Genomic DNA, 19,426 nt, shown 5'->3' with positions numbered 1-19,426 from the left:
GATTTTGACGACGACGACGATGACGACGAGCACGACGAGCATGCGCAGGCTGAGCTCCCGGCCGGCGAGAACCAGGAGCAGCCCGCCGGCTGAACTACCCTGGAAGGGGTGGACGCCCCCGAGCTCGTACGCCTGCTGAGAGGTCGTCGCGTCACAGTGCTCTCCGGAGCGGGAATGTCCACGGATTCCGGGATTCCCGACTACCGCGGGCCCGATTCGCCGCCGAGCAACCCGATGACCATTCGGCAGTTCACGTCCGACCGCGAGTTTCGGCAGCGCTACTGGGCGCGCAATCACATCGGCTGGCGCCACATGCACGAAACGATGCCCAATGCCGGACACCGGTCGCTGGCCGCACTCGAACGTGCGGGCGTCGTGTCCGGGTTGATCACCCAGAATGTCGACCTCCTGCACACCAAGGCCGGCAGCAGCAACGTCGTCAACCTGCACGGCACGTACGCCGGCGTGATCTGCCTGGACTGCGGTTTCACGATGCCGCGCGCCGCGCTCGCCGAACTTCTGGAAGCGGCCAACCCGGGCTTCCTCGAGCGCGCGGAGGCGGTGGGCGGCATCGCGGTGGCCCCCGACGCAGACGCGGTCGTCAGCGACACCGCTACGTTCACGATCGTCGACTGTCTTCGCTGCGAAGGCATGCTCAAGCCCGACATCGTTTACTTCGGTGAGAGCGTGCCCAAAGAGCGAGTGGAACAAGCGTATTCACTCGTCGATGATGCGGATGCCCTGTTGATCGCGGGGTCGTCGCTGACGGTCTACTCGGGTTTCCGGTTCGTCCGCCATGCGGCATCGCGGGGCATCCCGGTTGCGATCATCAACCGGGGACGTACCCGCGGTGACGACCATGCGACAGTCAAGATCGACGCCGGCTGCTCGGAGATGCTCGCGCTGCTGGCCGATGAACTGCCCGCCGTCGCCAACTCCGCTTAGATGAACTTGTGTCCACAGACACCAAAGACGACGACGCCTCCTGGCTGCAGTCGCTGCTAGAGAGCCACCGCCCCGGTCCCGGACCCGTTTCCGGCCGATGGGCTCTGGGCGTCGGCGACATGATCGCGAATCACTCGCTGACACCGAGCAAGCTGCGCGGACTGGTGCGCAAGCTCAACTACTTCGGTGGCGTCGCGATCAGCGAAGACACCGTCGAGTTCGACGGCGACAAGGTCGAGTGGGCCGACGTCGAAGAGGTGCGGACCCGCAGCCTCATCGAGTACATGTTCACCGGCGGCCTGGACAGCCAGATCGACAGGCTGCCGGTGCCGTGGTTCCCGTTCCGCAGAAAAGTGATCGGCGCCATCTCACGCGCGGCGCTCACTCTGCTGCTGGCCGCCGCGAAACAGCAGCTCGAGGGCGGCGCGATGGAGATTCGCATACCCGCCGAGGTGCACTACCGCGGCATGTTGCGGTCGCGCGAGCTTGCGCCGGGCATGCTCGCCGCGTTGATACTGGCCGACCCCGCGGTACGTGCGTGCTTCGAGGCGACGGCACAGGCGAACGGTGTGACCGTGGTGGCCGCGGAGGACGACGTCATGCAGGACGCCGACGAGCGGGCCGACCAGATCAAGTCGGTGCTTTCCAAGCTCCACGCCCGCCTCCATTAGCGATTTGTGCACGTTATGGAGCGCTCACCGCTCCCCAACGTGCACAAATCGCAGTTAAACGGCGACCAGGTCATCGGCGTGGACCGCGGGACGGCGCATCTCGGCGGGCAGATCCGACGTTGACCGGCCCAGCATCGTGGCCAACTCCGCGTGGTCATAGGCCACCACGCCGCGCGCCACCATCGTCGCATCGTGTGAACGCAACTCGACGACATCGCCGCCGAAGAAGCGGCCTGACACCGCGGTGATACCCGCCGGCAGCAGCGACCGTCGCTGCCTGACGACGGCTCGCACCGCGCCATCGTCGAGCGTGAGCGCCCCGGAAGCCTCGGCGGCGTAGCGGACCCAGAACCTGCGCGCCGACATGCGTTCGGGTCGCGGAGCGAACACCGTGCCGACCGATGCGTCGACCAGCGCGGTGGCGGCATCGCTCGCGGCGGCCAACAACACCGGAACTCCGGCATCGGCGGCCAGGAGCGCCGACGACAGCTTCGACGCCATCCCGCCGGTACCCAGATGACTACTGCGTCCGGCGACAACCCCTTCGAGGTCGTCAGGGCCGGACACCTCGGAGATGAAGCGCGCGTTACCCTTTCGCGGGTCGGAGTCGTACAGGCCGTCGATATCGGACAGCAGCACCAACGCGTCGGCCCCGACGAGGTGGGCGACCAGCGCGGAGAGCCGGTCGTTGTCACCGAACCGGATCTCGTTGGTGGCGACGGTGTCGTTCTCGTTGACGATCGCGACGGCATGCAGCGCGCGCAAACGGTCCAGCGTGCGCTGGGCGTTGGTGTGCTGCACCCGCATCGAGATGTCGTGCGCGGTCAACAGCACCTGCCCGACGGTGCGGTTGTAACGGGCGAACGCCGTGTTCCACGCGTTGACCAGCGCCACCTGCCCGACGCTGGCGGCCGCCTGTTTGGTGGCCAGGTCGGCGGGCCGTCGGGACAGCTTGAGCGGTTCGATGCCGGCGGCGATCGCACCCGACGACACGATCACCACGTCCGAACCGGCCTCCATGCGGGCCTCGATCGCGTCGGCCAGCGTCGCCAGCCGGGCCACGTCGAAGACCCCGGATGGCGTGGTCAGCGCGGTCGTGCCGATCTTGACGACGACGCTTCGTGCGGTCCGGATGCTTTCCCGGTGAGTCACGCATCACCGCCGGGTTTGCGTCGCTCGCGGCGGGCGGCCTTCCGCTCAGGGGCGCGGGGCCGATCCGTCTGCTCCAGTCGCACGTCGGTTCCGCGACCGGACAACGGCAGGTCAACACCGGCGGGCGTCTGCGGCTCCCAGTCGAATGTCATGTCGCCGATGGTGACCGCGCAGCCAGGCTTGGCGCCCAGGCGCAACAGTTCGTCCTCCACGCCGAGCCGTGCCAGCCGGTCGCCGAGGTAGCCGACGGCCTCGTCGTTGGTGAAATCCGTTTGGGCGATCCACCGTTCGGGCCGCGCACCGCGTACGACGAAACCGCCCTCCCCGTCGGACGCCACAGTGAAGCCGCTCTCGTTCACCGGGATCGGCCGGATCACCGGCCTGCGGGGCACGGCGGCAGGCTGCGCCTTGCGATATTCCGACACCATGTCCCACAGCGCAAACGTCAACGGCCGCAATCCTTCTCGGGATACCGTCGACACCTCGAACACCGGCCAGCCGAACCTGCGGATGACTTCCTCGCGGACGAAGTCGGCGAGCTCGCGTGCTTCCGGCACGTCGATCTTGTTCAGCACCACCGCGCGCGGCCGGGATGCCAGGTCGCCCAGGGTCGTATCACCCTGCAGCGTCGGGGTGTACGCGGCCAGCTCGGCTTCCAGTGCCTCGATGTCGGATACCGGATCACGGCCGGGTTCCAGCGTTGCGCAGTCGACGACGTGCACCAAGACCGCGCACCGCTCGATATGGCGCAGGAATTCCAGGCCGAGACCACGGCCCTCCGATGCCCCGGGAATCAGGCCGGGAACGTCGGCGACGGTGAAGGTGTTCTCCCCTGCCGACACCACGCCCAGGTTGGGCGTCAGCGTGGTGAACGGGTAGTCGGCGATTTTGGGTTTGGCCGCCGAGATTGTCGAGACGAGCGACGACTTACCAGCTGACGGAAATCCGACCAGCCCTACGTCCGCAACCGTCTTCAACTCCAGGGTGAGGTCGCGGACCTGACCCTTCTCCCCGAGCAGCGCAAATCCCGGCGCTTTGCGCGCGCGAGACGCCAATGCGGCGTTGCCGAGCCCGCCGCGCCCGCCTGCCGCGGCGTCGAAGCGGGTGCCCGCGCCGACCAGGTCGGCGAGCAGCCGGCCCTTCTCGTCGAGCACAACCGTGCCGTCGGGCACCTTGACCTCGAGGTCGGCGCCTGCGGCCCCGTCGCGGTTGCCGCCCATGCCCTGCTTGCCGGACGGCGCATCGACATGAGGGTGGAAGTGGAAGTCGAGCAGGGTGTGCACCTGCGGGTCGACGACCAGCACGACGCTGCCGCCGCGCCCGCCGTTTCCGCCGTCGGGTCCGCCCAGTGGTTTGAACTTCTCGCGGTGAACCGACGCGCAGCCGTTACCGCCGTTGCCCGCCTTCGCGTGAATCACGACACGATCGACGAACCGGGGCATCGGTGTTCCTTTCCATGTCGAAATCTACGTTTTGCAGAGAAAGTGCGAGTACCCAGCTGCAAAACGTCGATTGCGACATCAAGGAGCGAGTACTAGGCCTCCGAAGCGACCGGTCGCACGACGCTGACCGTCTTGCGACCACGCTTGGTGCCGAAAGTGACCGCACCGGGAGCCGTGGCGAACAGGGTGTCGTCCCCGCCGCGCCCGACGTTCACGCCGGGGTGGAAATGAGTACCGCGCTGGCGGACGATGATCTCGCCGGCCTTGACGATCTGGCCGCCGAACCGCTTGACGCCGAGCCGCTGGGCGGCTGAGTCGCGACCGTTACGTGAGCTGGAAGCGCCCTTCTTGTGTGCCATGTGTCGCCTCCTACTACTTGATTCCGGTGACCTTGAGGACCGTCAGCTGCTGACGGTGACCCTGCCGCTTGTGATAGCCGGTCTTGTTCTTGAACTTGTGGATGCGGATCTTGGGACCCTTGGTGTGCTCGAGCACCTCGCCGGTGACGGCGACCTTCTCCAGCGCCTTGACGTCGGTGGTGACCTTCGCACCGTCGACCACCAGGGCCACCGGCAGCGACACGCTCGCGCCGGCCTCGGCCTCGATCTTCTCGACCTTCACCACGTCGCCAACCGCGACCTTGTACTGCTTGCCGCCGGTCTTGACGATCGCGTACGTGGCCTTATCGCCTGCCATCAGGTCCTTCTTCTTCTCGTCTCCGGGCGCGCGCTACTGGTGGCTGCGCATGTCTGGGTTGCTGGGTCTTTCTAGTTCTTTCCGAGCCGCCGGCCTCCGGGCCTGGCGACAACTGCCCAAGATTACTTGAGTCGCGCGGCGAGGGTCAAATCACCGCAGGTCACGCCACCCCAGGTCAGCGCGTGCGGTCAGTCCTCGTTGATCGGCGGTCCCGCAGGCCTGGCCGCCGCGCGGCGACGGTGCCGACCGGCCGGAACGACGACCTGAGCCGGTTCGGGCTCCTCGAAGTCCTCGTCGTCCTCGTCGTCGGAGTCCTCGTCGTCCTCGAAGTCCTCGTCGTCGTCGGAGTCCTCGTCATCGTCGTCGTCGTCAGAGTCCTCGTCGTCGGAGTCCTCGTCATCGTCGTCGTCGTCGGAGTCAGCGCCGATGACCTCGATGTCGTCGTCGTCCTCGTCGTCCTCGTCGTCATCCAGGTCGATGTCGTCCTCATCGGACTCGTCATCCGAATCGTCGTCGGTGTCGTCGAAGTCCTCTTCCGAGTCCTCCTCCGGGGCCTCGGCGACGGCTTCGCGAATGGTCTCCGAATCGACTTCGGCGACTTCCTCGGGAGCGGCCTCCGAGTCCACCTCGTCCTCGTCGTCCTCATGACGACCGTTGGCCGCGGCCATCGCCTTGAACATCGGATGCTCGCCGGCGGGATGCGGTGGCACCTTGGCGACGGGAACATCCTCGGCCTTGGCGCCACGCTTACCGCGCTTGCCCCGACGCCCGCCCGTCTCGGCCTTGCGCCCACCACCGTTGGACGTCGAGTCGACGGGGTCGCCGTGCAACAGGATTCCCCTGCCGCCACATTCCGAGCAGGTCGTCGAGAAAGCCTCGATCAGCCCGGTGCCCAACTTCTTTCGCGTCAGCTGCACCAAACCGAGCGACGTCACCTCGGACACCTGATGCCGGGTGCGGTCGCGTGCCAGCGCTTCGGTCAGCCGCCGCAGCACGAGGTCGCGGTTGGACTCCAGCACCATGTCGATGAAGTCGATGACCACGATGCCGCCGATATCGCGCAGCCTCAGCTGGCGGACGATCTCCTCGGCGGCCTCGAGGTTGTTGCGGGTGACGGTCTGCTCCAGGTTTCCACCCGAGCCGGTGAACTTTCCGGTGTTCACGTCGACCACCGTCATGGCCTCGGTGCGGTCGATGACCAACGTTCCACCGGACGGCAACCACACCTTGCGGTCCATGGCCTTCGCCAGCTGCTCGTCGATGCGGTGCACGGCGAACACGTCAGGGCCGTCGGGGGCGGCGGTCTCGTACTTGTTCATCCGCGGAACGAGCTCGGGCGCTACCGAATTCACGTACTCGTTGATGGTGTTCCAGGCCTCGTCGCCGGAGACGATGAGACCGGTGAAGTCCTCGTTGAACAGGTCGCGGATCACCTTCACCAGCACGTCGGGTTCTTCGTAGAGCGCGACGGCAGCGCCGGCCGCCTTCTTCTTGGTCTCGACGGCCTTGGATTCGATCTGCGTCCAGCGTTCCTGCAACCGGTTGACGTCGGTGCGGATGTCTTCTTCCTTGACGCCCTCCGACGCGGTGCGGATGATCACGCCCGCCTCGGCCGGCACGACCTCGCGCAGGATCTCCTTGAGCCGCTGCCGCTCGGTGTCGGGCAGCTTGCGGCTGATCCCGGTCGACGACGCACCCGGCACGTAGACCAGATACCGGCCGGCCAGCGAGACCTGCGTGGTCAAGCGAGCTCCCTTGTGCCCGACCGGGTCCTTGCTGACCTGCACGACGACGTAGTCGCCGGGCTTGAGCGCTTGTTCGATCTTGCGGGCGGCGCCGCCGAGACCGGCTGCCTCCCAGTTCACTTCGCCCGCGTAGAGCACGCCGTTGCGACCGCGGCCGATGTCGACGAATGCGGCCTCCATCGAGGGCAGCACGTTCTGCACGATGCCCAGATAGATGTTGCCGACCAGCGACGCCGACGCCGCCGACGTCACGAAATGTTCGACGACGACGCCGTCTTCGAGTACGGCGATCTGCGTGTAGCGCGCGCCCTCGTGTGGTGGTTCGGTGCGGACCTTGTCGCGCACGACCATCATCCGCTCGACGGCTTCGCGCCGGGCGAGGAACTCCGCCTCGCTCAGGATCGGCGGCCGGCGGCGTCCGGCGTCGCGTCCGTCCCGACGGCGCTGCCGCTTGGCCTCCAACCGGGTCGACCCGTTGATGCCCTGGATCTCGCCGTCACCGGACTTGCCCGACTTGTCGCCGCGGCCGGACTTACGCGGCTCGCGCTCGTGGACGACGGTGTTCGGCGGGTCGTCCGACGATCCGCCCTCGCTGTCGTCCCCGGAGCCGGACTTGCGTCGCCGGCGCCGGCGACGGCGACGTGTGCCGCCTTCACCGCCCGCGCTGTCGTCATCGCCGCTGTCGTCGTCGGAGTCATCGGAATCGTCGGAGTCGTCTGAATCGTCGCCGGAGTCCTGGCTGCGACCGTCGGACTCGCCCTCGTCGGAGTCTTCGCCATTTTGTTCGCCACGACCACGCCCACGTCCGCGACGCCCGCGACGCCTGCGCCGAGCGGACGGCTTGTCGGGCTGCTCGTCGTCGGAATCCGGACCGGAGTCGTCGTCGGTCTCGTCGTCGTCATCGTCATCATCGTCCGAGTCGTATTCGACCCGGATCGGCTGAGGCGCCATGAACAGCGGCTGGTAGTGCGCACGCTCGGGCACTTCCTGGGTGGTGTCGAGCATCAGCCGGGATTCGGGCTCGTCGGCGTCCTCACCGTCGGTGTCGTCACCGTCGGTGTCGTCACCGTCGGCGTCCTCACCGTCGCGATCATCAGCCTCGGCCGCTGGCTCCTCGGCCTCGACGTCCTCCGCGACAGCCTCCGCACCGACCCCAGCGTCGGGCTCTTCGGGCTGCTCAGCGGGCGGCGGGACGGTCAGCGTCTCTGGCTGAACATCCTCCGCGTGCTGCGATTCTTCTGATGGGGCTTCGGTATGGGCATCGTCGGCCACGTATTCTCCTTTAGCCCCCGGGCGCGTCCTGTTTGACGCGGCCACGCGAGGGCTTCCGCTATTGACCCGGGTTCACTTCGCCCGAGCTTGTTATGGTCTCGCTCCGATCAATCCCCAGGTTGGGGACCGTCAGTGCCGGTCTGAATGATGGCTGGACGGTCTGCGCCGCACCGCGCGTGGCGATGGTCGCGCACGTCAAAGTCTTCATTCGGGCATCCACCCGCTGGTTAATCGGCCGGTTACCCGCGCCCAGTATCCCACATCACGCCGCCGCGCCCGACCAAGCTGGCCGAGCTGGTTATTTGCGGGCCCTATGCGCCGGCGAACCACAGGCCGATCTCGCGCGCGGCCGACTCCGGCGAATCCGAGCCGTGCACCAGGTTGTCCTGGGTGATCAGCGCGAAATCGCCGCGGATTGTGCCCGGCGCGGCCTTCTCGACAGGGTCGGTTCCGCCCGCGATCTGACGAAACGCCGCGATGGCCCGCGGGCCTTCGACGATGGCCGCGACGACGGGCCCGGAGGTGATGAACTCCAGCAGCGACCCGAAGAACGGCTTGCCCTCATGCTCGGCGTAGTGCCGGCGGGCACGCTCGTCGCTGACGTTCTGCAGCTGCATAGCCGCGATGGTCAGCCCCTTGCGTTCGATTCGGCTGAGAATCTCGCCGATCAGCTGTCGCTTGACGCCGTCGGGCTTGATCAATACGAGGGTGCGCTCGGTCGGCTCAGTCACGCGGGCCAGCCTAGCTGGACTGGTCCGGGGGGCCTTGCTGGCCGGGCAGCAGTCCCCGCTTCTGCCTGCGCAACACCTCGACGCGCAGGTAGGCGATCAGCAGCCACACGCCGAGGAACACCAGGCCGATGAAGCCGATGGCGCCGTGCACGAAAACTCCTGCGATCACCACCAGCTGCAATGCCAGGTTGGCCCAGATGGCCCACGCCCGCCCCTGAATTCCGGCGAACAGCACCAGCACCGCGGCGAGCCCGACCAGATATCCGCCGCTGACGGCCGTCAGCCCGCCGCCGATACGCGCCACGACGGGCAGCGCGAGCAGTACGACGATCGCCTCCAGGATCAGCGTGCCTGCCATCACGCCGCGAAAGCTCTTCCAGGGGTCGGGCTGGCCCTGCGGTTGCTCGGTCATTCGGGGTCCCTGCCGAACAGCGTCCGCGCCGCGCCTGCCGTGACGACCGAACCGGTGATCACCATGCCCACCCCTCCGAAGCCGCCGAGGCCCTCGCCTTCATTTCCGGCCTCCTCGACGAGTGCCGTGGCGGTCTCGATCGCGTCGGGCAACGTCGGTGCGGCGATCACCCGTTCCGGGCCGAACCGCTCCTCGGCGCGGATCGCCAGCGCCTCGACCTCCAGCGCGCGCGGCGAACCGTTGTGGGTCACCACGATCTGGTCGAGCACGGGTTCGAGCGCGGTGAGGATCCCGTCGACGTCCTTATCGGCCATCACCGCGACGACGCCGACCAGGAACCGGAAGTCGAATTCTTCCTGCAGCGCCTGCGCCAGTGCAACGGCACCCGCGGGATTGTGTGCGGCGTCGATGAAAACCGTTGGCGCACTGCGCAGCCGCTCGAGCCGACCGGGGCTGGTTACGGATGCGAAACCGGCGCGCACCGTGTCGATGTCGAGCTGTCGCTGCGCGCCTGCGCCGAAGAATGCCTCGACGGCGGCGAGCGCCACCGCCGCGTTGTGCGCTTGATGCTCACCGTGGAGCGGCAGGAACACCTCGCTGTACACCCCGCCGAGGCCCTGCAGTTCGAGCAGCTGTCCCCCAACGGCGACCTGCCGGCCGAGCACGGCGAATTCCGAATCCTCGCGCGCCACGGCGGCGTCGGCCCGTACCGTCTGGGCCAGCAGCACTTCCATCGCTTCGGGCAGTTGACGCGCGATCACCGCGACGGTATCGATGGGAACGAGATCGTCCTCCTGCTTCTTGATGACCCCCGCCTTCTCCCCGGCGATCTCGGCGATGGTGTCGCCCAGATAGTCGGCGTGGTCGACCCCGATCGGGGTGATTACGGCGACGGGCGCGTCGATGATGTTGGTGGCGTCCCACCGCCCGCCGAGACCGACCTCGACAACGGCCACATCGACCGGCGCGTCGGCGAAGGCGGCGAAGGCCATCCCGGTCACGACTTCGAACTTGCTCATCGCAGGACCGCCCGCCGCTTCGGACTGCTGGTCGACGAGGTGCACGAACGGTTCGATCTCGCCATAGGTCTCGACGTATTTCGCCGGGCTGATCGGTTTCCCGTCGATCGAGATGCGCTCGACCGCGGACTGCAGATGCGGGCTGGTGGTGCGGCCGGTGCGACGGCTGAAGGCGGTCAACAGCGCATCCACCATCCGAGCCACCGACGTCTTACCGTTCGTTCCGGCAATGTGGATCGACGGATAGCTCCGCTGCGGTGAGCCGAGCAACTCCATCAGCGCCGAGATGCGGGTGGTGCTGGGCTCGAGTTTCGTTTCCGGCCAACGCTGATCGAGCAGATGCTCGACCTGGAGCAGCGACGCGATCTCGTCCGGGGTGGGACCGGTCATTTCATGCCGGCTAGGCGGGCCGTGATCCGGTCGACCTCTTCGCGGGCCACCTGCTGGCGGTTACGGATCTTGTCGACCACGTCGGCCGGGGCCTTGGCGAGGAACGCATCGTTGCCGAGCTTGCCTTCGGTGCCCGCGAGTTCCTTCTGCGCGGCGGCCAGATCCTTTTCGAGCCTGCGCCGTTCGGCCGCGACGTCGACGGTGCCGGAGGTGTCCAGTTCGACCACGATGGTGGCCTGCGACAGCCTCACCTCGACCGCGGCCGACGGATCGAAGCCGTCTTCGGCCTCGGTCAGCCAGGCCAGCGCGGTGACGGCGGGCAGTTGGGCCTCGAGGCCCGCCTTCTCGACATCGGAGAGCCGCGCGGGCACCCGCTGACGGTCGTTGAGGCCCTGATCGCTGCGGAATCGGCGGATCTCGGTGATCAGCTTCTGCATATCGGTGATTCGCTGTGTCGCAACCTGATCCACCGCGAAACCTGACGGCTGTGGCCAGTCGGCGATGACCAGCGACTCGCCACCGGTCAGCGTCTTCCACAACACTTCCGTGACGAACGGCATGACCGGGTGCAGCAGCTTCAGCAGCGCATCGAGCACCGATGCCAGCACGGCCGTGGTGTGCTGAATACCGTCGGCGAGCTGCACCTTCGCCAATTCGACGTACCAGTCGCAGAACTCGTCCCAGGCGAAATGGTAAAGCGACTCGCACGCGCGGCTGAACTCGTAGCTGTCCAACGCATCATCTACGTCGGCGCGAACTTCCTCCAGCCGCCCGAGTATCCACCGGTCGGCGTCGGTCAGCTGGCTTGTGTCGGGCAGCGGAGCGGGTGCGGCGCCGTTCATCAACGCGAATCGGGTCGCGTTGAACAGCTTGGTGGCGAAGTTGCGCGACGCGCGGGCGTGATCCTCGCCGATCGACAGGTCGCCGCCGGGGCTCGCACCGCGGGCAAGGGTGAACCGCAGCGCGTCGGCGCCGAACTTGTCGACCCAGTCGAGCGGGTCGATGCCGTTGCCGCGCGACTTGCTCATCTTGCGGCCGAACTCGTCGCGGATCAGCCCGTGCAGGAACACGTTCTCGAACGGCACCTGCGGCCCGCGCGTCCCCCCACTGGTGATGGCCGGGTCGTCGGCGACGAAGGTGCCGAACATCATCATCCGGGCCACCCAGAAGAACAGGATGTCGTACCCGGTGACCAGAACCGTTGTGGGGTAGAACTTCTCGAGTTCCTTCGTGTGCTCGGGCCAGCCCATGGTGGAGAACGGCCAGAGCGCCGAGCTGAACCAGGTGTCCAGCACGTCGGGGTCCTGCTCCCAGCCCGCAGGCGGGGTCTCGTCCGGGCCGACGCACACCATGTCGCCGTCGGGGCCGTGCCAGATCGGGATGCGATGGCCCCACCACAGCTGGCGTGAGATGCACCAGTCGTGCATGTTGTCCACCCAGGCGAACCAGCGCGGCTCCAGGCTCGGCGGGTGGATCACGGTGCGGTGGTCACGCACGGCATCCCCGGCCGCGGCCGCCAGCGATTCGACCTTGACCCACCACTGCAGCGACAGCCGCGGTTCGATGGGTTCGCCGCTGCGCTCGGAATGCCCGACGCTGTGCAGGTACGGCCTCTTCTCGGCGACGACGCGGCCCTGTTCGGCCAGCGCCTCACGGACCTTGACACGTGCGTCGAAACGGTCGAGACCGTCGAATTCGGTTCCGGTGTCGGCGATCCGGCCTTTGGTGTCCAACATCGTCGGCATCGGCAACTGGTGGCGTAGGCCGATCTCGAAGTCGTTGGGGTCGTGCGCCGGGGTCACTTTGACTGCGCCCGTGCCGAACTCGGGGTCGACGTGTTCGTCGGCGACGATGATCATCTCGCGGTCGACGAACGGGTGCGGCAGGGTCTTGCCGACCAGATCGCGATAGCGCTCGTCCTCGGGGTGCACCGCGATCGCGGTGTCGCCCAGCATCGTCTCCACACGGGTGGTGGCCACCACGATGTGCGGCTCGTCGTCGTTCAACGAGCCGTAGCGGAACGACACCAGCTCACCCTCGACGTCTTCGTACTTGACCTCGAGGTCGGAGACGGCGGTCTCGAGCACCGGCGACCAGTTCACCAACCGCTCGGCGCGGTAGATCAGCCCCGCGTCGAACAGCCGCTTGAAGATGGTGCGCACCGCGCGGGACAGGCCGTCGTCCATGGTGAACCGGTCGCGACTCCAGTCGACGCCGTCGCCGAGGCGCCGCATCTGGCCGGCGATCGTGCCGCCGGAGTCGTGTTTCCAGTCCCAGACCTTGTCGATGAACAGCTCGCGGCCGAAGTCCTCTTTGGTCTTGCCGTCGACGGCGAGCTGCTTTTCGACGACGCTCTGGGTCGCGATGCCCGCATGGTCCATGCCGGGCAGCCACAGCACCTCGTAGCCCTGCATGCGCTTGCGGCGCGTCAACGCGTCCATCAGCGTGTGGTCGAGCGCGTGGCCCATGTGCAGGCTGCCCGTCACATTCGGCGGCGGAAGAACGATCGAGTACGGCGGCTTCTCGCTTGCGGCGTCGGCCTTGAAGTAGCCGGCGTTGACCCAGCCCTCGTACAGATCGCTCTCGACCGCGCCGGGATCCCAGGATTTGGGCAGGGCGTCGAGGCCGGGGTGGGAGCTGTCGGTCACCGCGCCATTCTATGAACTCCAGCGTGGTGGCCGTTCAGGCGGATTGCCGGGCACACGTCAGCCCGGGCGTCATTCTTGCCGATGGCCTACTTCTTGCCGCCGAGCAATCCGCCCAGAATCTCGCCCATCGGGTTGCTCTGACCGCCGCTGCCGCCCAGCACGCTGCCCAGGATGCTGCCCAGCGGGTTGTTGCCGCCACCGCCACCACCAGCGCCGCCGAGGATGCTGCCGAGGATGTCGCCGAGTCCTCCCCCGCCGCCCGCGGGCGCCTGCTGGGCCTCGGCCGGCGCCGAACCCTTGGTGAGTTGCTTGCCGATGTAGGCCAGCACGATGGGTGCCAGGATCGGCAGAAGTTGCTTGATCAGGTCACCGCCACCGGCACCCTTACCGGCGAGCGCGGACGCGACCGCCCCGCTGTCGTTGCCGCCGAAAATCTTCGCGACGTATTGGTCGCCCTGCTTTTCGTCGACCTGGTCGACGCTGACGCCGCCATCGAGCAGGCCGCTCGCGCCCTGCCGGGCCACCTCGGATTCGAGGTCGCTCGAGTCGATCTGATCGGCCTGCACGTTCTCGGCCAGACCGCCGACCAGCGCGGGCACCAGGGTGCGGATCGCGTTGTTCACTTCGCCTTCATCGGCACCGATTTTGGTGGCGATGTCCCGTACGGGGATTTGCGCGTAGAGATCATCAAGACCAGCCATGACTGCCCACCTTCGTCGCTGGGATATTGGAAGCGACGCTAGTCGAAATGCCATTGGTACACAGACGTTCTGCGCGGGCAGATCAATTCAGTCGCGTTGTCTCCAGCGACACTCCGGCCGCAGGGAATCGGGCCAGCAACGCATCGCCCATCGCCGCTGCGGGCGTCAGGACACCTCGCAAGTCGGATAGTCGGTCACGGTCGAAGGCCAGCGCAAGACCGCATTCGCCGAGCAGCACCGAGGTGGCCTTGTACCCAGGGTCGCCCTGCTGCGACATCGTCGCTCGATAGCGTGCACCCGTTGTCGTCGTCGTGTACGTCTCAACGGTGTAGTGGCCGCGTTCGCGTGTGCGTTCACTGGGTCCTGTGCCCGGCTTCGGGACGATGCGCTCGATGAGCTTGCCCGGCAGCCGGTTGAAGTAGCGGCTCCCCAGCGCCATGATCACATTGTTCGCCCCTGCGCTCACTGCGGCCGTCACTGGTGCGACAAGGGAGCGGCCCATACTCATCTGCTCGGCGTACTCGAACCGTCGACCGTAGGCGTAATTCAGTAATGCATTGCTGCGGCGGACAATTCGCGTGTTCGCTGCGGCCATCACGAACGGCCCGACCCAATAGCCGTCGAGCTCGGGAGCGATGTCACCGCCACGACGCCAGCGCAGGTCCGGTTGGCCGCCGAGTTCGGGTTCCGCGGCTCGATCGGGCGTCAAGGTGTAGGGGTCGTTCATCACACGCCTGGCCTCGGGGTCGGTCGACGCCGCGCGCATCAGTTCCAGCATCGAGGCGACCGTGCCACCTGACACTCCTCCGGCGAAAGTTCGCACTACGAGGTTGGTGTCGGCGAGCTGACCCGATTTGTCCTGTTCTGCGCGGCGGTGCAGTGCGAATACGGTGAGATCCGAAGGGATGGAGTCGAATCCGCACGAGTGGACGATACGTGCACCGGTGTCGATGGCCTGTTTGTGATACAGGTCAATGCATTCACGGATGAAGAGGCCCTCCCCGGTCAAGTCGGCGTAATCGGTGCCCGCGGCAGCGCACGCGGCCACCAACGGCAACCCGTACTTCAGGTAGGGCCCGACGGTCGTCACCACCGTCTGCGTCCTGGCTGCCATCGCGTTCAGAGATGACGGCTGTGAAGCGTCGGCCGCGATCAGCTCCCAGGATTGCGCCGCCTCCCCCAACGTCTCCCGCACGGCGAGCAACTTGTCCTGGGACCGGCCCGCCAGTGCGATGCGCGCGTCACCCCCCGCCTGGGCCAGATACTCGGCAGTCAGCTTGCCGACGAAGCCGGTGGCGCCGTACAGGACGATGTCGAATTCGCGATCGGTACCCATGGTCGCGACGCTACCCGAGCGTCTCCGGCAGCTCGATGTCCTCACCGAGCACGTGACGGCTGAGGAAAGCCGTCACCACCTGATACCAGACCTTGGCGTGCGCGGGGGTGAGCACCCAGTGGTTCTCCGACGGGAAATACAGGAATTGGTGCGGGCTGGTGCCGTCGTCGGCGGCGGGCAGACGCGATTCGGTGAGCAGTTGATACCAGAGGCGCAGTGCTTCGCCGATGGGTACGCGATAGTCCTTGTCGCCGTGGATGACCAGCATCGGGGTGGCGATCTGGCCGACATGGAGGTGTGGCGAATTCGCCGCCGCCATCTCGGGCGTCATCTCCCGCACCCAGTAGTACGACGCGTCGGTGGTGGTCCCGAACTGATCGAGCGCCCACAGGCTCGCATGCGTGACGATCGCATCAAACCGATCGGTATGTCCGGCAACCCAATTGGCCATATAGCCGCCGAAAGATCCGCCCATCGCCGCGGTCCGGTCGGCATCGACACGCGGATGCTCACAAGCCGCGTCCGTAGCCGCCATCAGATCCTCGTACGGCGCGCTTCCCCACGCGCCCCACCCTCGCTGGATGAAGTCCTGTCCGTATCCCGTCGACAACCCGGGGTCAGGGAGCAAGACCGCATAGCCCCGCGCGGTCAACAACCAGGGGTTCCATCGCCACGACCAGACATTCCAGCTGCCGAGCGGGCCGCCATGAATCCACACCAGCAGCGGCGCCGGCCTGGCGCCCTCCGGCAACGCGAGCCACGAACGGACCCTGGTGCCGTCGGCCGCCGTCGCCTCGACCTCGGTCAACGTGCCGGGAAGCGGCGGCACGTCGACACAGGGCAACTCGGTGACCGACCCGTCGGGATCGATGCGCACCGGGTGGGGCGGCGCCGCATAGGAACTGCGCAACGCGTAGATCACCCCGTCGGGGGCGGTGTTGACGTCGCTGTAGGCGTAGTCGTCGTGCGTCAGTTGCGTGACGGCGCCGTCGGCCGGATCGATCGCGAAGACCGGACCTCGGCCGTCCTGGTCAGCCGTGACGATCAGCGCTGCGCCGTCGTGCGACCAATTCACCGACGTCGCCCAGCGATCCCAGTCCGGCGCGATATCGATCGGATCATCACCGAATCTCAAGTGATGCAGCGTGATCCGTGGTGCAATCTCGGGCGTCGAATACGATTCGCGGACGTATACGACCGACGCTCCGTCCGGCGCGATCACCGGGCTCCACAGGTCACCGTCGGGGTCGTCGGCGATCACGGTCCGGTCACCGCTGTCGGTATCGATTCGCACCAGAACGGCATGTTTGGCAGCACCCGCGGCCGGCTGCTGCCAGCTGGTGACGACGAACCGGCCGTCGGGACTGACATCGAAGTCCGTGTCCCACAACGCGCTTCCCGGCGCTTCGGTCAGGTCCTTCGGGGTGTCGTCATCGAGATCGATGCCGAACAGGTGCGGCACTCCCGGTCCGAGGTCCTTGTCCCAGTGGCGAATCGGGTAACCGGTGTGCAGGATGGCCGTGACCTTGGTGTCCTTGCGCAGCTCCCGAAGACGTCGATCGTCGTCGACACTGCGGGCCGAGGGCATCGCCGGCGCGCGCACCACGGCGAGGTTCGCTTCGGCGGCGGTGCGCACGGTCTCGATCCCGCCGGGCAATGCGAGCGCCTCGAAAGCCTCACCGCCCGCCGTAGGTAGACGCCACAGCGCCGCGGGCGGCTTGTCGTCGCCCTCGGTCGGCCGGGAAGCCACGAACAGCACGTCGCCGTCGGCGGTGAACACCGGCGACGACTCACCCTTGGCCCCGCGGGTCAGCCGTCGCGCAGGCTGCCCGCCGGCGGGGTCGAGCTCCCATACGGCGCTGACGTACTCGGTGCGCTTCTCGTTGAGCTCGGCGACGGTGGTCACGACCCGGGTGCCGTCCGCCGACACCGCCAGCCCCGAGACGCGAGGCAACGCGACGTAGGCGTCGAGGTCGTCGAACGGCGTCGGCTGCGTCATGCCCATGTTGGTAGCACACGCCGAGACCCACCGAGCCTGCTGCCAGATCGGGTTTTTCTGCAGATTGGCGATCTGCCCGCAGTCTCGGCACCGGGGCAGGTCCAGAGCCGTCAGTTTGATTTTCAAACTGACTCGTGGCAGGCTCGAAGCATGACCTCGCCGAGTGCCCTGCCCCTGGCAGAACTTCCCGGCCGGCCGTGTCCGATCGCGGCGGCGCTGGAGCTCGTCGGAGAACGTTGGGCGCTGCTCGTCATCCGGGAGATCGCGCTGGGCGCCACCCACTTCACCGACATCGTGCGTGGCACCGGCGCACCGCGCGACCGCATCGCGGCCCGACTGAAGGCGCTGGAGAACGCGGATGTCGTCACCCGCTCGCAGTACCAAGGCGCTCCCCCGCGCTACGAGTACCGCCTCACCGCGTCCGGCCAGGCGTTGATTCCCGTTCTCGACGCACTCCTGGAGTGGGGCAAGGCGCACGCCGTCTCCCTCGACGACCCCGACCGCCAGCGCCACTACCCCTCGATGACGACGTGGAAGGACAAGCGATGACCGCAGACCTGGCCGATACCGACGCCAGCACAGACTGGGGCCCGCAACGCTCGAAGACCATCACGTGGCACGAGCCGGGCCCGAGCACCGCCAAGGGACTGACGATGGCCGGCCTGGACTACCTGCAGGCGATGGCCGAGGGCCGTCTACCGCAACCGCCGATCAGCGGTCTGATGGAGTTCGCCATAGCCGACGCCGAAGAAGGTCGAGTCGTATTCACTTGCCGGCCAGACGAATCCGCGTACAACCCGATCGGCGCGATTCACGGCGGGCTGATCTGCACGCTGTTGGACTCGGTGACAGGCTGCGCCGTCCACAGCACCCTTCCCGCGGGCAAGGGCTACACCTCGATCGAGATCAAGGTGAACTACCTCAAGGCGGTACGCCTGAGCAGCGGCGCCCTCACCGCCGTGGGCACAGTGGTGAAGACCGGATCGCGGGTCGGCTTCTCCGAAGGCGTTGTGACCGACGAATCCGGAGCGATTGTCGCCACCGCGACCAGCACGCTCCTCATCTTCGATCTCTAGGCGCACGCGATACGTTCGACGGATGCCGAAGCGGATCCTGGTGATCGGCGCGGGCATCGCCGGACTGGCGACCGCCAACGCGCTCCAACAACACGGCCACGACGTCTCGGTCATCGACGAGCGCACCGACACGTCGTCCGGCGCGGGCATCAGCATCTGGCCCAACGCACTGGCCGCCCTCGACGAAATCGGCCTAGGCGACGCGGTCCGCGGCGCGGGCGGCCGGATCACCGGTGGGGCGATGCGCTGGCGTGACGGGACCTGGCTGCGCCACCCGTCGCCGCAGCGACTCGTCGAGGCGCTCGGCGAACCGCTGGTGGTGATCCACCGGAATGTCCTGACATCGGTGCTGGCCGGCCGGCTTGCCGAGGGCACCCTGCGATACGGGCTCGCGGCCCGCTCCCTGGTGGCCACCGCCGACGGTGTACAGGTGAGGCTGTCGGACTCGACGACGATTCAGGTCGATGCGGTCGTCGGCGCGGACGGTACGCACTCGATGGTGGCTCGCCATCTGAACGGCCCATTGGCTAACCGCTATGTCGGCTACACGGCGTGGCGGGGGGTGGCCGAGTGCACGATCGACGCCGACTTCGCAGGCGAGGTCCTCGGCCCCGCCGTCGAGTTCGGCCACGTGCCCCTCGGCGGGGAAAGGACCTATTGGTTCGCCACCGAACGCACGTCGGAGGGGCGCAGCGCGCCGCAGGGCGAGCTCGACTACCTCAAGGACAAATTCGGTGCGTGGGCAGAGCCCATTCCCGCAGTGCTGGCCGCCACGGATCCCGACCGCGTGTTGCGCAACGACCTGTACGACCGCGACCCGGCGCGGCAGTGGGCCCGGGGAACGATCGTGGCGGTCGGTGACGCGGCTCATCCGATGCGGCCGCATCTGGGTCAGGGCGGCTGCCAGGGGCTCGAGGACGCGGCAATCCTGGCTTCCTTCGTCCACAGGAGCGCCGATCTGAGTGCCGCGTTCAGCCGGTTCGCCGCGTTCCGCCGCCCGAGGGTGCGCTCGCTGGTGCGGGAGTCCAAGATGATCGGCCGGATTGTGAACTTGCCGCCGTTGCTCAGCGCTGCGATCACCCGGGCGAGCGTGCTGGGCCCCGAAGCGCTGGTCACGCGGCACCTGGCCACGGTCGCGGCTCGCTCGGCTTTCGCGCTTCCTACCGACCGCGACGTCCAGCCGGCCTGAGA

17 protein-coding genes are annotated in these 19,426 nt (G+C 67.3%); 5 read left to right on the top strand and 12 right to left on the bottom strand.

From position 1 onward, the window contains the following. The first annotated feature begins 108 nt into the window (after positions 1–108). Both M1248_RS01895 and M1248_RS01890 read left to right on the top strand, forming a co-directional pair. Entirely contained in the window at positions 109–945 is an 837-nt protein-coding gene (locus M1248_RS01895; RefSeq protein ID WP_163729721.1) for an NAD-dependent protein deacetylase, read from the top strand. Between the two features lie 8 nt (positions 946–953). After that, on the top strand, positions 954–1,616 hold the full coding sequence (locus tag M1248_RS01890) for a hypothetical protein (protein ID WP_163729722.1): 663 nt from the start codon (positions 954–956) through the stop codon (positions 1,614–1,616). 54 nt (positions 1,617–1,670) lie between these two features. Here M1248_RS01890 and proB read toward each other — a convergent pair whose 3' ends face one another. From proB to M1248_RS01830, 12 genes are all read right to left on the bottom strand, one after another. Further along, positions 1,671–2,768 carry a glutamate 5-kinase gene (proB, locus tag M1248_RS01885; RefSeq protein ID WP_163729723.1) on the bottom strand — a complete coding sequence of 366 codons (1,098 nt, stop codon included), beginning with the start codon at positions 2,766–2,768 and terminating at the stop codon, positions 1,671–1,673. Continuing rightward, positions 2,765–4,210 (bottom strand): GTPase ObgE, encoded by a 1,446-nt coding sequence (gene obgE / locus M1248_RS01880; protein WP_317147395.1) that lies wholly within the window; start codon positions 4,208–4,210, stop codon positions 2,765–2,767. The genes proB and obgE overlap by 4 nt, the downstream gene beginning before the upstream one ends. Positions 4,211–4,302: 92 nt before the next feature. Then, a complete protein-coding gene (gene rpmA / locus M1248_RS01875; protein WP_163729725.1) occupies positions 4,303–4,569 on the bottom strand; it encodes a 50S ribosomal protein L27 in 267 nt (88 codons plus the stop codon). 13 nt (positions 4,570–4,582) lie between these two features. Then, complete coding sequence (gene rplU / locus M1248_RS01870; protein WP_083125208.1) at positions 4,583–4,906, bottom strand: 50S ribosomal protein L21; 324 nt, start codon at positions 4,904–4,906, stop codon at positions 4,583–4,585. Between the two features lie 188 nt (positions 4,907–5,094). Beyond that, positions 5,095–7,968 (bottom strand): Rne/Rng family ribonuclease, encoded by a 2,874-nt coding sequence (locus M1248_RS01865; protein ID WP_410506603.1) that lies wholly within the window; start codon positions 7,966–7,968, stop codon positions 5,095–5,097. 266 nt (positions 7,969–8,234) lie between these two features. Beyond that, positions 8,235–8,654 (bottom strand): nucleoside-diphosphate kinase, encoded by a 420-nt coding sequence (gene ndk / locus M1248_RS01860; protein WP_163729726.1) that lies wholly within the window; start codon positions 8,652–8,654, stop codon positions 8,235–8,237. Between the two features lie 10 nt (positions 8,655–8,664). Further along, on the bottom strand, positions 8,665–9,066 hold the full coding sequence (locus M1248_RS01855; RefSeq protein ID WP_317147393.1) for a DUF4233 domain-containing protein: 402 nt from the start codon (positions 9,064–9,066) through the stop codon (positions 8,665–8,667). Beyond that, the gene (gene folC / locus M1248_RS01850) at positions 9,063–10,475 is read right to left on the bottom strand and encodes a bifunctional tetrahydrofolate synthase/dihydrofolate synthase (RefSeq protein WP_317147392.1); all 1,413 of its coding nucleotides are present in this window, start codon (positions 10,473–10,475) and stop codon (positions 9,063–9,065) included. Before folC ends, M1248_RS01855 begins: the two co-directional genes overlap by 4 nt. Next, entirely contained in the window at positions 10,472–13,123 is a 2,652-nt protein-coding gene (locus tag M1248_RS01845) for a valine--tRNA ligase (protein ID WP_317147391.1), read from the bottom strand. Before M1248_RS01845 ends, folC begins: the two co-directional genes overlap by 4 nt. An 86-nt stretch (positions 13,124–13,209) precedes the next feature. After that, positions 13,210–13,824: a DUF937 domain-containing protein gene (locus tag M1248_RS01840; protein WP_163729730.1), complete on the bottom strand. Its 615-nt coding sequence runs from the start codon at positions 13,822–13,824 to the stop codon at positions 13,210–13,212. Positions 13,825–13,906: 82 nt separating this feature from the next. Continuing rightward, positions 13,907–15,160 (bottom strand): saccharopine dehydrogenase family protein, encoded by a 1,254-nt coding sequence (locus M1248_RS01835; RefSeq protein WP_163729731.1) that lies wholly within the window; start codon positions 15,158–15,160, stop codon positions 13,907–13,909. A 10-nt stretch (positions 15,161–15,170) separates the two neighbouring features. Further along, positions 15,171–17,165, bottom strand: a complete 1,995-nt coding sequence (locus M1248_RS01830; RefSeq protein ID WP_163737357.1) for a S9 family peptidase — start codon at positions 17,163–17,165, stop codon at positions 15,171–15,173. Positions 17,166–17,309: 144 nt separating this feature from the next. On the opposite strand from M1248_RS01830, the gene M1248_RS01825 reads away from it, so the two are divergent. The 3 genes from M1248_RS01825 to M1248_RS01815 are packed head-to-tail and all read left to right on the top strand — an operon-like array spanning position 17,310 to position 19,424. Beyond that, the gene (locus tag M1248_RS01825; protein ID WP_163729732.1) at positions 17,310–17,708 is read left to right on the top strand and encodes a winged helix-turn-helix transcriptional regulator; all 399 of its coding nucleotides are present in this window, start codon (positions 17,310–17,312) and stop codon (positions 17,706–17,708) included. Beyond that, on the top strand, positions 17,705–18,235 hold the full coding sequence (locus M1248_RS01820) for a PaaI family thioesterase (protein WP_163729733.1): 531 nt from the start codon (positions 17,705–17,707) through the stop codon (positions 18,233–18,235). Before M1248_RS01825 ends, M1248_RS01820 begins: the two co-directional genes overlap by 4 nt. A gap of 22 nt (positions 18,236–18,257) precedes the next feature. Next, positions 18,258–19,424, top strand: coding sequence for an FAD-dependent oxidoreductase (locus tag M1248_RS01815; RefSeq protein ID WP_317147390.1), 1,167 nt, complete (start codon positions 18,258–18,260; stop codon positions 19,422–19,424). Positions 19,425–19,426 lie beyond the last annotated feature (2 nt).

The organism is Mycobacterium sp. 29Ha, assembly GCF_032883055.1.
GTDB lineage: Bacteria > Actinomycetota > Actinomycetes > Mycobacteriales > Mycobacteriaceae > Mycobacterium > Mycobacterium gallinarum.
The sequence above is the reverse complement of the archived record's forward strand: the minus strand, read 5'-3'. Positions and strand labels throughout refer to the sequence as shown.